The organism is Crossiella sp. CA-258035 (genome assembly GCF_030064675.1).
In the GTDB taxonomy this organism is placed as follows: domain Bacteria; phylum Actinomycetota; class Actinomycetes; order Mycobacteriales; family Pseudonocardiaceae; genus Crossiella.
Genome location: NZ_CP116413.1, coordinates 5,730,289 through 5,744,540, shown reverse-complemented (window position 1 = coordinate 5,744,540; position 14,252 = coordinate 5,730,289). Strand labels below are relative to the sequence as shown.

Annotated in this window: 14 protein-coding genes and 1 pseudogene; 9 read left to right on the top strand and 6 right to left on the bottom strand. The window is 73.1% G+C overall.

Going from position 1 to position 14,252, the window contains the following annotated elements:
* Positions 1 to 109: 109 nt before the first annotated feature.
* Positions 110 to 934, bottom strand: a pseudogene (locus tag N8J89_RS26275) (MFS transporter); the annotation flags it as partial.
* A gap of 167 nt (positions 935 to 1,101) precedes the next feature.
* A complete protein-coding gene (locus tag N8J89_RS26270) occupies positions 1,102 to 1,998 on the bottom strand; it encodes a winged helix-turn-helix transcriptional regulator (RefSeq protein ID WP_283659683.1) in 897 nt (298 codons plus the stop codon).
* Between the two features lie 256 nt (positions 1,999 to 2,254).
* Between N8J89_RS26270 and N8J89_RS26265 the strand changes: the two genes are divergently transcribed.
* The 6 genes from N8J89_RS26265 to N8J89_RS42005 are packed head-to-tail and all read left to right on the top strand — an operon-like array spanning position 2,255 to position 7,454.
* On the top strand, positions 2,255 to 3,463 hold the full coding sequence (locus tag N8J89_RS26265) for a serine hydrolase domain-containing protein (RefSeq protein ID WP_283659682.1): 1,209 nt from the start codon (positions 2,255 to 2,257) through the stop codon (positions 3,461 to 3,463).
* A gap of 33 nt (positions 3,464 to 3,496) precedes the next feature.
* Positions 3,497 to 4,297 carry a MerR family transcriptional regulator gene (locus tag N8J89_RS26260; RefSeq protein ID WP_283659681.1) on the top strand — a complete coding sequence of 267 codons (801 nt, stop codon included), beginning with the start codon at positions 3,497 to 3,499 and terminating at the stop codon, positions 4,295 to 4,297.
* A 35-nt stretch (positions 4,298 to 4,332) separates the two neighbouring features.
* Positions 4,333 to 5,346 carry an MBL fold metallo-hydrolase gene (locus N8J89_RS26255; protein ID WP_283659680.1) on the top strand — a complete coding sequence of 338 codons (1,014 nt, stop codon included), beginning with the start codon at positions 4,333 to 4,335 and terminating at the stop codon, positions 5,344 to 5,346.
* A 58-nt stretch (positions 5,347 to 5,404) separates the two neighbouring features.
* Positions 5,405 to 6,790 carry a serine/threonine-protein kinase gene (locus tag N8J89_RS26250; RefSeq protein ID WP_283659679.1) on the top strand — a complete coding sequence of 462 codons (1,386 nt, stop codon included), beginning with the start codon at positions 5,405 to 5,407 and terminating at the stop codon, positions 6,788 to 6,790.
* Positions 6,791 to 6,822: 32 nt separating this feature from the next.
* A complete protein-coding gene (locus N8J89_RS26245) occupies positions 6,823 to 7,185 on the top strand; it encodes a hypothetical protein (protein WP_283659678.1) in 363 nt (120 codons plus the stop codon).
* On the top strand, positions 7,092 to 7,454 hold the full coding sequence (locus N8J89_RS42005) for an amidohydrolase family protein (RefSeq protein ID WP_502868501.1): 363 nt from the start codon (positions 7,092 to 7,094) through the stop codon (positions 7,452 to 7,454). The genes N8J89_RS26245 and N8J89_RS42005 overlap by 94 nt, the downstream gene beginning before the upstream one ends.
* On the opposite strand, the gene N8J89_RS26240 is transcribed toward N8J89_RS42005, so the two are convergent.
* From N8J89_RS26240 to N8J89_RS26225, 4 genes are all read right to left on the bottom strand, one after another.
* The gene (locus N8J89_RS26240) at positions 7,399 to 8,397 is read right to left on the bottom strand and encodes an asparaginase (RefSeq protein WP_283659677.1); all 999 of its coding nucleotides are present in this window, start codon (positions 8,395 to 8,397) and stop codon (positions 7,399 to 7,401) included. The two genes, N8J89_RS42005 and N8J89_RS26240, sit on opposite strands and share 56 nt — an antisense overlap.
* Positions 8,398 to 8,494: 97 nt before the next feature.
* Entirely contained in the window at positions 8,495 to 9,241 is a 747-nt protein-coding gene (locus N8J89_RS26235) for an SDR family NAD(P)-dependent oxidoreductase (RefSeq protein WP_283659676.1), read from the bottom strand.
* A gap of 29 nt (positions 9,242 to 9,270) precedes the next feature.
* On the bottom strand, positions 9,271 to 10,116 hold the full coding sequence (locus N8J89_RS26230; RefSeq protein WP_283659675.1) for a helix-turn-helix transcriptional regulator: 846 nt from the start codon (positions 10,114 to 10,116) through the stop codon (positions 9,271 to 9,273).
* Positions 10,117 to 10,146: 30 nt separating this feature from the next.
* Positions 10,147 to 11,109: a GlxA family transcriptional regulator gene (locus N8J89_RS26225; protein WP_283659674.1), complete on the bottom strand. Its 963-nt coding sequence runs from the start codon at positions 11,107 to 11,109 to the stop codon at positions 10,147 to 10,149.
* Positions 11,110 to 11,275: 166 nt separating this feature from the next.
* On the opposite strand from N8J89_RS26225, the gene N8J89_RS26220 reads away from it, so the two are divergent.
* The 3 genes from N8J89_RS26220 (at position 11,276) to N8J89_RS26210 (ending at position 14,210) form a co-directional block, all read left to right on the top strand.
* Positions 11,276 to 11,551: a hypothetical protein gene (locus tag N8J89_RS26220; protein WP_283659673.1), complete on the top strand. Its 276-nt coding sequence runs from the start codon at positions 11,276 to 11,278 to the stop codon at positions 11,549 to 11,551.
* A gap of 114 nt (positions 11,552 to 11,665) precedes the next feature.
* Entirely contained in the window at positions 11,666 to 12,661 is a 996-nt protein-coding gene (locus N8J89_RS26215) for a LacI family DNA-binding transcriptional regulator (protein ID WP_283659672.1), read from the top strand.
* Positions 12,662 to 12,695: 34 nt separating this feature from the next.
* The gene (locus N8J89_RS26210; RefSeq protein ID WP_283659671.1) at positions 12,696 to 14,210 is read left to right on the top strand and encodes a carboxylesterase/lipase family protein; all 1,515 of its coding nucleotides are present in this window, start codon (positions 12,696 to 12,698) and stop codon (positions 14,208 to 14,210) included.
* The last annotated feature ends 42 nt before the right edge of the window (positions 14,211 to 14,252 follow it).

Below are 14,252 nucleotides of genomic sequence, written 5' to 3'. Positions count from 1 at the left end.
CCGGGGTCTGCACCGCCGCGCCGCCAAAACCCAGTGCGGGCCAGGACATCAGCAGCACCGCCCACCAGGCGTCCCGGTCCAGCAGGGCCAGCGCGAGCCCGGTCGCCAGCAGCACACCCGCCAGCCCGGCCGCGCCAGTGATCATCAGGTTGCGATCGCCAAACCTGTTGAGCAGCAACGGAACCAGCACCGCACCCAAGATCGAGCCCGCCCCACAAGCGGCCAGCGCCACCGCCACGGCGGAGTCCGGCAGCCCCAACTGGCCCCGCACCAGGACCACCGTGTTGACCAGCACCATGGCTCCGGCGGCCGCGGCGGCGAGGTTGAGCGCGAGCAGCGCGCGCAGCCGGGGCGTGGCCAGGTAGACGCGCAGCCCCTGCCGGACCTGGTCGAACGCCCCGCCCGGCTCGGCCACCGGTCCGGGCAGCGCCACGCCGAGCACCAGCAGCGCCGAGGCCAGGAAACCCAGCGCGGTGCCCAGGAACAGCTGACCGGGACTGAGCACGGTCAGCAGCACCGCGGCCAGTACCGGGCTGAGCAGGCTCTCCAGCTCATAAGCCAAGCGCGACAACGACAACGCCCGCGTGTAGTCCTGCTCGCCGGGCAGGATGGCGGGGATGGTGGCCTGGAAGGTCGGGGTGAACGCGGCCGAGGCTGCTTGCAGGACCACGATCAGCGCGTAGACCTGCCACACCGCGTCCACCCAGGGCAGCGCCAGCGCCACCCCGGCCCGCAGTAGGTCCGTCGAGACCAGGAACGCCCGCCGCGGCAGCCGCGCCGCCAGCGCGGTGACCACCGGCGCGAGCAACACGTAGGCGCACATCTTGATCGCCAGCGCGGTGCCCAGCACCGCCCCGGCCCGCTCGCCACCGAGCCGGTAGGCCAGCAGCCCCAGCGCGACCGTGGCCAGCCCGGTGCCCAGCAGCGCCAGCACCTGCGCGGTGAACAGGCGCCGGTAGGCCGGGTTGCGCAGCACGATCAGCACACCACGCAAGGTATATGCTCAAGGCGGTATGCGACGACGGTGCAACAGCCGCGACGGTGCAACGGCGGCAGAGGTGCAACGGCGACAGAGGTGCAACGGCACAGTGCTGGCAACAGCTAGTCGCCCGCGTTCGCCGGGTGGTCCAGTTGCTTGGCCAGCCGCAGCCAGGCTTCGGCGGTCTGCCTGGCCAGTTCGGCCACCACCGGCGCGCAGTGCGCGGGCACGCTGCCCGCGATGCTCGACGGGTCGACGGCCTGGGCGTCCAGCCAGCGCAACAGGTTGCGCCCCGACTCGGTGAAGCGCAAGGCCGGATCCTGCCGCAGGTTCTGCCGGATGCCCGCGGTGCGCGGCTGCCGGAACAGCCGCTGCCCAGCCCCGGCTTCGCGCTGCCCGGCCGGGCGCTCGCGCGGCGCGGGCACCGGGTCCTCGCCGCGCCGCAGCCGGTTGCGCACGTCCAGCACCGTCGACGGCGAGATGCCCACCGCCTTGGCCACCGCGCGCAGCGAGATCTCCGGGTTCTCCATCAGCAACCGCCCCGCCGCCAGCCGGCCCCGCACCGCGCTCACCGGCCGGGCCCGCCCGTCCTGACCGATCCTGACCTCCGACCGGGGAGCCGCCGCCGACCGCCGCCGGACCTTGCCGACGGTCTTTCCCGACAAACCCACCACCGCCCCGATGGCCCGGTCCGACCAGCTCGGGTACCAGGCGATGATCCGGGTGGCCGCGGCGATCCGGTCGCCCGTCGAGAGCGGCAGGCCGTGCTCGAGGTTGAGCCGCACCGCGAGCACGAAGGACTCACGGTCGTCGCCCTCGAAGAACCGCACCCCGATCGTCTCGTCGCCGCGCCGCCGCGCCGCCAGCAGCCGGTGGACCCCGTCCACCACCCGCATGGTCGCCCGGCGCACCACGATGGGCGGCAACGGATCCGCCGACTCCGCGAGCAGCCGCACGTGCGCGAAGTCCGTGCCGTCCCGCCGCAGGGCCGCCCCGACGTGCAGGGCGTGCGGCGGCACCGGCACCACCGCCGAAAGCGCTTGGTGGTAAAGCAAACCGACCCCCAGTGTCGTCTTGCGTCGATCACGGACCTTACGGAGCGGGCCTGGACAGATCCTGTTGCGATCCTGGCGGCCACTCGACGAAAAGTTGTGGGTCTTTGCGCAGTTAATCGGTAGTTCTTGCGATACATGTATGGTTCGACACCTGAGATTCGACCGGAACCTGCGCGCCAGGGCTTGACCCCGCCCCTGGGTCAGGCTGAATTCTGGCCGCATGGCAAACAAGATCACTTCCAGCACGCGGCTGGCGCTGGCCGTCGCGCTGCTGGCCGGGGCGGCCACGCCCGCGATGGCCGCGGACAGCCCGGCCGCGACGGGACCGGATCGCCCGGAGCTGCGCAAGGCCATCCAGGAAGTCGTGGACTACGGCTTCGCCGGGGTGCAGCTGCGCGTGCACGACCAGCACGGCACGTGGACCGGCAGCGCCGGGGTGCGCAAGCTGGGCGAGACCGCGAAGCCCAGGACGGATGGGCGGTTCCGGATCGGCAGCAACACCAAGACCTTCGTCGCGACCCTGGTGCTGCAACTGGTGGACGCGGGCACGGTCGAGCTGGACCGCCCGGCCGCGGATTACCTCCCGGAGCTCGGGCTGGACCGGCAGATCACGGTGCGGATGCTGTTGCAGCAGACCACCGGGTTGATGGACTTCACCGGCGACTTCGACGCCGACGGCAAGTACGTGGCGGGAATTCCCTGGCAGGGCAAGGAATGGGTGGCCAACCGGTTCCGCACCTACCCGCCGGGGGAGTTGGCGCGGCTGGCCCTGTCCCAGCGCCTGAAGTTCGTGCCGGGGACGGCGTGGAGCTACTCCAACACCAACTACCTGCTGGCCGCGCTGCTGGTCGAGAAGGTCACCGGGCGCTCCTACGGGGAGGAGATGCGCGCGCGGCTCCTGGAACCGCTCGGACTCTCCGGCACCGAGGTGCCGGGCGCCCGCATCGGGATCTCCGGGCCGCACGCCCACGGCTACTACCGCTACCAGGACGCCGAGCAGCAGTGGCAGGTGGTCGATGTGACCCGACAGAACCCCTCCTGGATCCACGCCGGGGGCGAGATGATCTCCACCACCGAGGATCTGCGCAAGTTCTTCACCGCGTTGCAGCGCGGTGAGATCCTTTCCGCGCCGCTGCTGGCCGAGATGCGCAAGCCACACCCGAAGAGCCCTGGCTACGGCCTCGGCTTGTTCGTGCAGGACGGCAAGTCCGGGTCGCCGTTCCCGCCGCCGCGTTGTGGGGTCACGGTGTTCACCCACAACGGCGGCGTCAAGGGCTACGGGGCGCTGATGTACAGCACACCCGACGGCAAGACGGTGCTGACCGCATCGGTGACCTCAGGGAACGCCGCGATCGACGAGGCACAGGCCTTCCGCAAGGCCCAGCAGCGGCTTGTCGACGAGGTGTTCTGCGGCGGGCAGACGGGTTGACCTTGACCTGAGGTCAACCCGCACACTCGCGGCATGTCACCTTCGACTTCGGCCGGCGCCCGCGGCGTCACGATCGGCCAGGCGGCGGCCTTCGCCGGAGTCACCGTGAAGACCGTGCGGCACTACCACCAGCACGGACTGCTCGCCGAACCACGCCGGGACGGCTCCGGCTATCGGCGGTACGGCTCGGCCGACCTGCTGCGACTGGTCCAGGTCCGGACCCTGGCCGCGGCCGGCGTGCCGCTGGCCGAGGTCGCTCCGCTGCTGGCGGCCGACGCCGAGAACTTCGCCACCGCGCTCACCGAGGTCGAGCGGCGACTCACCGACCGGATCGCCGACCTGATCGCCCGGCGCGACATGCTGCGCCAGCTCGCCGACGGCGACCGGGTCCTGCTGCCCGGCCGCGCGCTGGCCGTCCTGGACCGGTTCGCCGCACTCGGCTACGGCGCCGGCTACGTGGCCGACCAACGGGAAGCCATGGTGCTGGCCAGGGCCTTGGCGCCGGAGTTCCTGGACGCCTTCCTGACCCAGCTCGAACACCGGCTCGACGACCCCCAGTACGTCGAGCTTTCCCAGCGGGGCTGGCAGGCCCGGTCCTGGGATCCGGACGATCCGCGGGTCGAGGAGCTGGCCTCGGCCATGGCAGACAACCTGCTGGCCAACCGCGAGCTGCTGGCGCTGCCGACCGGGTTCCAGGCCCGATCCGACGCCGCCACCCGGTATGGGCTGATCAACCACCACCGGGAAGAGGACCACGGACCGACCTCGATCCGGTTGACCGCGCTGGTCGAGGCGAAGCTCCGTGCGGCTGGTCTCGACATCCCGCACCAATGAGGACTTCCGCGTCACCGGCCTGAGAAGATCGGCCGGTGAGCGCTGCGGAGATCCCCTACACCACTGGTCTGCACGAGATCGCGCCCGGCGTGCACGCCTGGCTGGCCCCCGACGGCAGTTGGGGCCTGAGCAACGCGGGCCTGGTCAGTGGCGACGGCGAGTCACTGCTCATCGACACCCTCTACGACCTGCACCTGACCCGCACCATGCTGGCCGCGATGGCCCCGGTCACCGCGGCGCACCCGATCACGCACGCGCTCAACACCCACGCCAACGGCGACCACTGCTACGGCAACGAATGCCTCGACCCCTCGGTGACCATCCACGCCGTCACCGAGACCGCGCACGAGATGGCGCACGAGGCGCCGCCGGAGGTGATGGCCGCGCTGCTGTCCCCGGCCGCCGCCGAGGCGCTGGGGCCGGTGCTGGCCGGGTGGTTGCAGCGGGCGTTCGGGGCTTATGAGTTCACCGACATCACCCAGCGGACGCCGGATGAGACCTTCGACGAGCAGCGGACGCTGACCATCGGCGGGCGGGTGGTCGAGCTGCGCAACCTCGGCCCGGCGCACACCGGCGGGGACGCGGTGGCCTGGGTGCCGGACGCGGGGGTGCTGTTCACCGGGGACCTGCTCTTCATCGGTGGCGCGCCGATCATGTGGGAGGGGCCCGTGGACAACTGGCTGCGGGCCTGTGACGAGATGATCGCGCTCTCACCGGACCTCATCGTGCCTGGTCACGGCCCGGTGACCGACTGCGACGGGGTCCGGGCGGTGCAGGGCTACTGGCGGCACGTCCGGGAGCAGGCGCGTCAGTCACACGCCAAGGGGCTCTCCTGGATGGAGGCGGCGCTGGAGGTGGACCTGGGGGAGTACGCGGACCTGGGGGAGTCCGAGCGGGTCGCGCCGAACATGTACCAGCTGTACCGCGAGCTGGATCCGGACTTGTCCACTGTGGAACCGCTCGGGATGCTGGCCGCGATGGCCCAGTGGGACGCGGAACGGGGCAGCAGAGGGCCTAACGGCACTCCACCAGCCGCAGCGAACGGTTAGGGTTTGCGGACGGAAGACGCCGTGCCCGGTGTGGGCGGCGCCTGGTTGTGGAATTGGGATGGACATGACGCCGACCACCGCGGGCAACCCGCGACCCGATCTGCTGGGCGGGCGATACCGCCTCGGTGAGCTGATCGGGCGAGGCGGCATGGGCGCGGTCTGGGCCGCCAACGACGAGGTGCTGCACCGCGACGTGGCGATCAAGGAGGTGCTCGCGCCGAACTGGGCCAGCGAGGAGGAACAGGCCTCGCTGTGCGAGCGCACCCAGCGGGAGGCGCGCGCCGCGGCCCGGATCAACCACCCCAACGTGGTCACCGTCTTCGACGTGGTCACCGAGGACGGTCGTCCGTGGATCGTGATGGAGAAGGTCGAGGCCAGGGCGCTGTCCAAGGTCATCGACGAGGACGGCGCGCTGTCCCCGCGCCGGGCCGCCATGGTCGGCGAGCAGATCCTGGGCGCGCTGCGGGCCGCGCACGAGCACGGCATCCTGCACCGCGACGTCAAACCCGGCAACGTGCTGGTCTGCCCGGACGACCGGGCCGTGCTCACCGACTTCGGCATCGCCTCGGTGGACGGCGACTCCTCGCTGACCGTCTCCGGCGTGCTGGTCGGCGCCCCCGGCTACATCGCCCCGGAACGCGCCCGCGGCCTGCCCTTCGGCCCGGCCTCCGACCTGTGGGCGCTGGCCGCCACCCTGTACGCCGCGGTGGAGGGCAAGGCCCCGTTCGACCGCACCGGCGTGCTGCCCACGCTGACCGCGGTGCTCACCGAGGAACCCGACCCGATGGTCCTGGCCGGGCCGCTGGCCCCGGTGCTGGAGGCCATGCTGCGCAAGGAACCCGGCGACCGGCTCAGCGCCCAGGAGTTCGAGGACTCGCTGCGGCTGATCGCGCAGAGCCCGGACGCCGAGGTGGACGCCACCGTCGCGGTGGTCACCGCCAGGGTCAGCCGCGCCGACCCGACCCGCACCGAGATCCCCAGACTGCTGCCGGCCGCGGCGGCCGGAACCCCGTGGTGGCAACGCAAACGCGGCCGGGCGGCCCTGGTGGCCGGCGGCGTGCTGCTGGCGGGCGGCGCGGTCGCGGCCGCCCTGCTGCTGATCCCGCCACCCGGCGACACCCCCACCGGTCCGACCAACCCGGCAGGCGAGGTGCCGGTCAACGCGCCGCAGGACACCACCAGCTCCACCAGCCGGACCACCAACCCGCGTCAGCCCGTCGGGTCCAGCCAGGTGACCAGCAGTCCCAGCGCGACCACCGGCGAGTCCACCAGCACCGCGCCGAGCTCCAGCGCGCCGCCGTCGAGCAGCGCCCCACCCAGCAGCGCGCCCCCGAGCAGCTCCAAGACCACGACCACCACCACGACGACCACCACCACGACCAACCCGCCGGTGACCAACGCGACCTCCGCGCCGCCCGGTGGCGGGGGTGGGGGAGGGGCCTGAGGCGGTCCCGGGCGCGACCGTCGTCGAGGGGCGTGGCTGGTACCTCATTCGAGGTCTCCGCGCGGGAAGCCGCCGCCCAGCGCAGCATCGAACACCTGGACTGCCTGCTGGTCGCGACCTCCCGCGAGCGCGACGAGCTGTCCTTCGCCGGACTGGACCCCGCCGACCCTCAGGCGATGTTCGAGCGCCTCAACGACCTCACCCACCGCGCCGCGGCCACCCCGGACCCGGCCCGGCTGCCCGAGCTCCTGGACGCCTTCCTGGCCAACGGCACCTGTCACGTGCCCACCCAGGCCGCGACCTGGCCAACGGGCGAGTCGGGGGAGCAGCGGCTGTTCGACCGCTACCGCGAGCTCACCGCCGCCCTGCACTGCACGACGAGCTGGTCCTGCTGACCACCGCCGGACTCAGCCCAGCCGACGCGCTGCGCACCGCCACCGTCAACCCGGCCCGCTTCCTGGGCGTCGAGGACCGCTTCGGGGCGATCGCCCCGGGCAGGACCGCGGACCTGGTCCTGCTGGAGGCGGATCCGCTGACCGACATCGCCAACACCCGCCGGATGGCCGCGGTGATCTTCGGCGGCACGGTGCTGCCCGGTGACCCGGGGCTCAGCCCGCCAGCAGCTCTGGCAGCCGCTCAGGGGTCCCCGCCAGCAGAGCGCTGACCACCGCGATCCGGGCTTGGGCCGCGCGCAGGGTGCCGGTGAGCACCGCGCCGGCCCTGGTCAGCTCGGTGGCCGAGGTGTAGATCGGCAGCACCGGACCCGCTGCGGTCCGTGAGGTCACCGCGACCAGCACCCCGGCCGCGGTGGCCTCCCGGACCGCCGCAACGACCTCCGCGTTCACATTGCCCGACCCCGCCCCGACCAGCACGATCCCCCGCGCCCCCGCCGCCAGCGAGGCCCGCAGCAACACCGCGTCCCCATCGGTGTGATGGGTCAGGACATCCACCCTGGGCGACTGCCCTGAAACCGGCGCGGGCAACGGCGCGGGCCGGGACGCGGGCGCGTCGAGCAGCACCTCACCCCCGACGATGTGCCCGACCGGCGCCGCGCTGGGATCGCGATAGGCGTCCGGCTCCAGCGTGTGGTGCTTGACCGTGCCCCGCGCCGAATGGATCTTGCCGCCGAACGCGATCAGCACCCCGTGACCCCGGGCCTGCCGAGCCACGGCGAAGGCGTCCGCGAGGTTGCCCGGCGCGTCCGAACCCGGGTCGCCGAGCGGCCGCTGCGAACCGGTGAACACCACCGGCCGCGGGTCGTCGTGGTGCAGGTCGAGCAGGAAGGCGGTCTCCTCCATGGTGTCCGTGCCGTGCGTGACCACGATCCCGCACACCTGCGGATCGGCGAGCGTGGCCCGGACCTGGTGCAGCAGGTCGAGCTGCTGGGCCAGGGTCAGCGCGGAGCTGTCCACGGTGCACAGGTCCACCACGTCGACCGGCAACGGCTGCGCCCCGGTCAACACACCCAGCCCCGCCCCACTGCGCGTTTCTCCGCCCGACATCGCCGCGGCCAGCACCTCCCGCCCCGCCAACCCCGCCGCGAGCCCCGCCTCGGTCGGCATGCTGGAAATGGTGCCCCCGGTCGCGATCACCACAAGCCTGCCCATCGCCCACCTCCCGAAACGAACGATCGCGCGAACGTTCGCCCAAGCACAACAGATCAACACCCGCAGGTCAATGCCCGCGGGTCCTCCGCCGCTGGGCTCAGCGGACCGGGGCGTAGGTGAGGCCGCCGTCGACGATCAGGTCGGTGCCCGCGACGTAGCCCGCCGCGTCCGAGGCGAGGAAGGCCACCGCCGCCGCGACCTGCTCCGGCAGGCCCAGCTCACCCAGTGGCACCTCGCGGCGGCAGGCCTCCCGCGTCACTGGGTCCGGAACGGCCTCGGTCATCATGTCGGTGCGGATGTAGCCGGGGCTGACCGAGTTGACCCTGATCCCACGCGGGGCCAGCTCGGCGGTGAGGGTGCGGGTCAGGTTGGTCACCGCGGCCTTGGTCGCCGCGTACAGCGAGGCGCCGGCCAGGCCCCGGTACTGGGTCCAGGAGGCGTTCAGCACGATCGAAGCGCCCCGCTCCAGCAGCGGCAGCGCCTTGGTGACGGTGAAGAACAGGCCCTTGAGGTTGACCCCCACCAGCCGGTCGAACTCGGCCTCGGTCAGCTCGGCGGCCGGTTTGAACACCGCCGTCCCCGCGTTGGCGAAGACCACGTCCAGCCGGCCCAGCTCGCCGTCGATCCGGCGGTACAGCTCATCCAGCTCGGCCAGGTTGGCCACGTCGGCGGGCACGGCCAGCACCCGCTCGCCCAGCTCCCCGGCGACCTTTGTCAGCAGCTCGGCGCGGCGGCCGGAGAGCACCACGGTGGCGCCCTCGGCGTGCAGCAGTCGCGCGGTGGCCAGGCCCATTCCGCTCGCCCCGCCGGTGATCAGAGCGACCTTGTTCGTGAATCGGTTCATGGCCCCGATCCTGCGACCGCTGGTCAAGATCAACCAGAGTCCGTTTGTCCGGGTGTTGCCAGCACCTGGCTGAGGCGGTCCGCGGTGGGCGTGCCGGGGGTCGGCAGGTGCAGCAGCAGGCGGTTGCCGGGCTGGTCGGGCACGGTGAGCACGGTGTAGTCGAAGCTCAGCTCGCCGACCTCGGGATGGACCAGCTCCTTGGTGCCGCTGCTGCGTTCCCGCACCTCGTGCCGCGCCCACAGCCCGGCGAACTCCGGGGACACGCTGGACAGGTCCGAGGCCAGTTCGGCGAAGTGCTCGTCCTCGGGGTAGCGGGCGGACTGGGCGCGGAAGTTGGCCACCATGTCCGCGGCCACGGTGCGCCAGTCCGCCCAGCGGAACCGGCAGTCGGCCTGGGTGAAGAAGGTGACCAGGCAGTTGTGCGCGTGGCCCAGGTCGTAGCCGAAGATCCGCCGCGCCGCGGTGTTGAGCGCCAGGAAGTTCCAGTGCCGGTCCATCAGGTAGGCCGGGTTCGGCAGCCAGCCGTCCAGCAGCCGCTGCTGTGCCGGGTCCACCGCGACCGCGCCGGTGGCCTCCGGCGGGTTCAGCCCGGCCAGCCGGTACAGGTGCGCGCGCTCCGGCTCGGCCAGCCGCAGCGCCCTGGCCACCGCGTCCAGCACCTCGCCGGAGACGGTGATGTCCCTGCCCTGCTCCAGCCAGGTGTACCAGCTGACCCCGACCCCGGCGAGCACCGCGACCTCCTCCCGCCGCAGCCCTGGCGTGCGGCGGCGGGTGGTCTCCGGCAGGCCGACCTCGGCCGGGGTGAGCCGGGCGCGGCGGCTGCGCAGGAAGTCCCGCAGCTCGGCCCGCCGGTCCCGGAGCGTGGTGGCGTCCATGCCGGGAGCCTAACCAGGCCGGGCGCGGGGTCAGCCCGCGCCGAAGGTGCGCCGGTAGGCCGAGGGCGTGGTGCGCAGGGCCCGGCGGAAGTGCTGGCGCAGCAGCGCGCCGGTGGCGAAGCCGGTGCGCTCGGCGATGCGGTCGATGGTCAGGTCGGTGGTCTCCAGCAGGCCGCGGGCGGTGGCCAGGCGCTGCTGGTTGAGCCAGCGCAACGGGGTCAGCCCGACCTGCCGGGTGAACTGCCTGCCGAAGGTGCGCGGGCTCATCGCCGCGCGCTGGGCGAACTGCCGCAGGGTCAGCGGTTCGTGCAGCCTGGTCATCGCCCACTCCAGCACCGGGGCCAGACCGGCGGCCGCCGAGGGGGTCGCCGGGGCCGGGATGTACTGGGTCTGGTCGCCCTCCCGGTGCGGGGCCACGACCATGCGCCGCCCGACCTCGGCGGCGATGGCCGCGCCGAAGTCCTGCCGCACGATGTGCAGGCACATGTCGATCCCGGCCGCGGTGCCGCCGCTGGTGAGGATGTCGCCGTCGTCGAGGTAGAGCGCGGTCTCGTCCACCCCGACCTCCGGGTGCGCCCGCCGCAGCGCCTCGGCGTGCAGCCAGTGGGTGGTCACCGTGCGGCCGGTCAGCAGTCCCGCGTCGGCCAGCACGAACGCACCCGAGCACACCGCGGCGATCCGCGCCCCCCGGCGGTGCGCCCGGCGCAGCGCGTCCAGCAAGAGCGGTGACGCCTGGGAGGACATGCCGGCGGCCACCACCACGAGGTCCGCGGACTCCAGCGCGGTGAGCTCCTCGGTGGCTTCCACCAGCAGCCCCTCCGGCGTGCGCCGGGACCCGGCCCGGTCCTGGCACAGGGCCAGGTCGTACCAGCGCGGGGTCAGGTCCAGCCGGTCGCAGCCGAACACCTCGCACGGCACGGCCAGCTCGAACAACGGGGCGCCGCCCAGCAGCGGCACCACCACACGCACACGCTCCCCCGCGGTGACCGGCATGGCGTGAATCTATCGGGAGGTGGCGTTCGTGGCGCTTACCTTTCCCGGACGGCACGACGAATCTGGTTGCGGCACAACACGTTGTCCCAGATTGCTGAGGGGGATCATGGTGAAGAAGTCGCGCTGGGCGGTCGCCGCCGTGTTCACGGCCATGTTTTTCACGGCCATGACGAACCAGGCGAACGCCGGAGCCGAACGTCCGCCGATCAAGCCGATCGGCGGACTGGACCTCAACGTCTACTGCTTCTCGCAGGTGAGCGGGACGAGCACGCTGATCGCGCACAACGTCTACGGCTGGCGGTGCACGATCGGCGTCTCCGGGGAGCTGCACGGCATCGACATGCACCACGCCTGTCGCACCCTGTACGGCCGATCGGACACCTGGGCGGAGTTCGGCGACTTCAACGACCCGTACTCCTGGCGGTGCTTCGTCGAGGGCTGACGAAGATGGCGGTCCGGCCGCACCTGGAGGCCCACCGGGTGCGGCCGGACCTGCCTGAGCCTGGCGCGGACGCCGCGGACCACTAGGCTGTTCGGGGCGGGCTAGGAGGTGCGTGTGGCGCGGGCGACCCTGCGGGCAGTGGCCGAGGCCACCGGTCTGCACATCTCCACCGTGGCGCGGGTGCTCAACGGCACCGCCCAGGTCACCGCGGACACCGAGGCCAGGGTGCGGGCCGCGGCCGACCGGCTCGGCTACATCCGCAACGAGTACGCCGCCAGCCTGCGCACCCAGCGCACCCGCATCCTCGGCGTGCTGGTGCCCACCCTCACCGACTACGTGCTGGCCGCGATCTACGAGGGCATCCAGGAGGCCGCGCTGGAGGCCGGGTACCGGACCTTCGTGACCAACACGCACGACTCGGCCGAGCAGCACGAGTCCGCGCTGGCCGCGCTGCTGTCCTCCAGGGTGGACGGGCTGATCGTGGGTGACGCCCGGCTGGACGGGGCCGGGCTGGACCGGCTGGTGCGCGACGACTCGCCGTTCGTGCTGGTCAGCCGCCGCTGCGCGGAGCACCCGTCGGTGACCTGCGATGACGAGGCCGGTGGCGGGCTGGCCGCGCGGCACCTGCTGGCGCGCGGGCACACCGCGGTCGCGGTGCTGGCCGGTCAGCCCTACGCGAGCACCTGCGCCGACCGCACCACCGGTTTCCGCCGCGCCTGCGCCGAGGCCGGGCACCCGGTGCCCGCGGAGCTGGTGGCGCACAGCGGGTACGACTCGGCTGGCGGCTATGCGGCGATGGACCGGGTGCTGCGCGCCGGGCTGCCGGTGACCGCGGCCTTCGCGGTCAACGACGAGGCCGCCATCGGCGCGATGGGCGCGCTGCGCGACCACGGCCGCCGCATCGGCGAGGACTTCGCGCTGGTCGGCTTCAACGACATCCCGATGGTCTCCGCGCTGACCGTGCCGCTGACCACCGTGCGCTCGCCGATGCGGGAGATGGGCCGCACCGCGGTGGCCCGGCTGCTGGACCGGCTCGACGGCCGCGCGGCCGAGCCGGTCCGGCTGACCCCCGAGCTGGTGGTGCGCGACTCCAGCCCGGCCCTGACCTGATCCGGCCTGTCGAACCACCGGCGAGGGGAACCCTGTGAGCACTGACCGCACCGTCGTCGACACCGCCGCCGGCACCGTCCGCGGGCTGGACCTCGACGGCGTGCTGGCCTGGCGTGGCCTGCCCTACGCCGAACCGCCGCTGGGCGAGCTGCGGCACCGCCCGCCGCAGCCGGTGCGGCCGTGGACCGGGGTGCGCGGCGCCCGCCGCTTCGCCGCCCGCGCCATGCAGCCGGTGCTGCCCGCGATGCCCGCCCCGGTGCCGGTGCCCACCCCGGCGGCGATGGACGAGCCCAGCCGGATCAGCGAGAACTGCCTGTACCTCAACGTGTGCGCGCCGGTGACCCCCGGCCCGCACCCGGTGCTGGTGTGGGTGCACGGCGGCGGGTACGTGGTCGGCGCGGGGCCGGAGCACGTCGGTGACGGGGACACCTTCGCCCGCCGGGACAACCTGGTCGTGGTCACCCTGAACTACCGGCTGGGCGCCTTCGGCTTCCTCAACCTCGGCGAGACCCACCCGCACGCGGCCAACGGCGGGCTGCTGGACCAGATCGCCGCGCTGCGCTGGGTGCGGGACAACATCGCCTCCTTCGGCGGCGACCCGGACCGGGTCACCATCGCGGGCAACTCCGCAGGCGCGAAGAGCGTGGCCAACCTGATGGCCGCGCCCGCCGCGGCCGGGCTCTTCCAGCGGGTGATCTCGCAGAGCGGCGGTGGGGACCACGTGGCGGCCGAGGAGGTCAGCGCCGCGCTGGCGGCCCGGCTGCTGGCGCTGCTGGACGTGCGGCCGAACCGGCTCAGCCAGGTGCCGGCCGCCGAGCTGCTGGCCGCGCAGACCGAGCTGAGCCCGTTCGGGCGCGGCATGTGGGTGTGGCGGCCGACCGTGGACGGCGCGGTGCTGCCCGAGGTGCCGGTGCGCAGGGTGGCCGACGGGTCGGCGGCCGGGGTGCCGCTGCTGGCCGGCAGCAACCTGGAGGAGTCCGCGCTGTACCTGGCCATGGACCCGTGGGCGGGGGACCGGGCGCCGCGGGTGCTGGCCGCGGCCTTCGGCGAGACCGGCGCGCAGGAGGTGCTCTCGGCCTATCGGGCCAACCGGCCGGCCGCGAGCACCAGGGAGGTCAACGCGGCGGTGATGACCGACGAGCGCTACGGGGTGCCCACGGTGCGCCTGCTGGACGCGCAGAGCAGGCACGCGCCGGTGTGGCGCTACCGCTTCGACGCGGCCGCGCCCTGGCTCTCGCCGATGCTGGCGGCCGGGCACGGCACCGAGCTGCCGTACGTGTGGGCGCACGGCGCGGACCGGCGGGGCAGCCCGCTCAGCGCCGATCCGGCGGCCGCCGAGCTGTCCGCGGAGATGCACCGGCGCTGGGCCGCGTTCGCGCGCACCGGGTCGCCGCAGCTGCCGGATCAGCCGGAATGGCCCCGCTACACCGAGACCGAGCGGGAAACCTGGATCTTCGACACCGAGCGCCGGGCGGTGGCCGACCCCGGCGCGGCCGAGCGGAAGGTGTGGGACGGGCGCACCTGGGCCTCGGGCACCTGGTTCGAATAGCGGGTATACGCGCGCTGGCGCACGGCGACTTGAGTTGTCGCC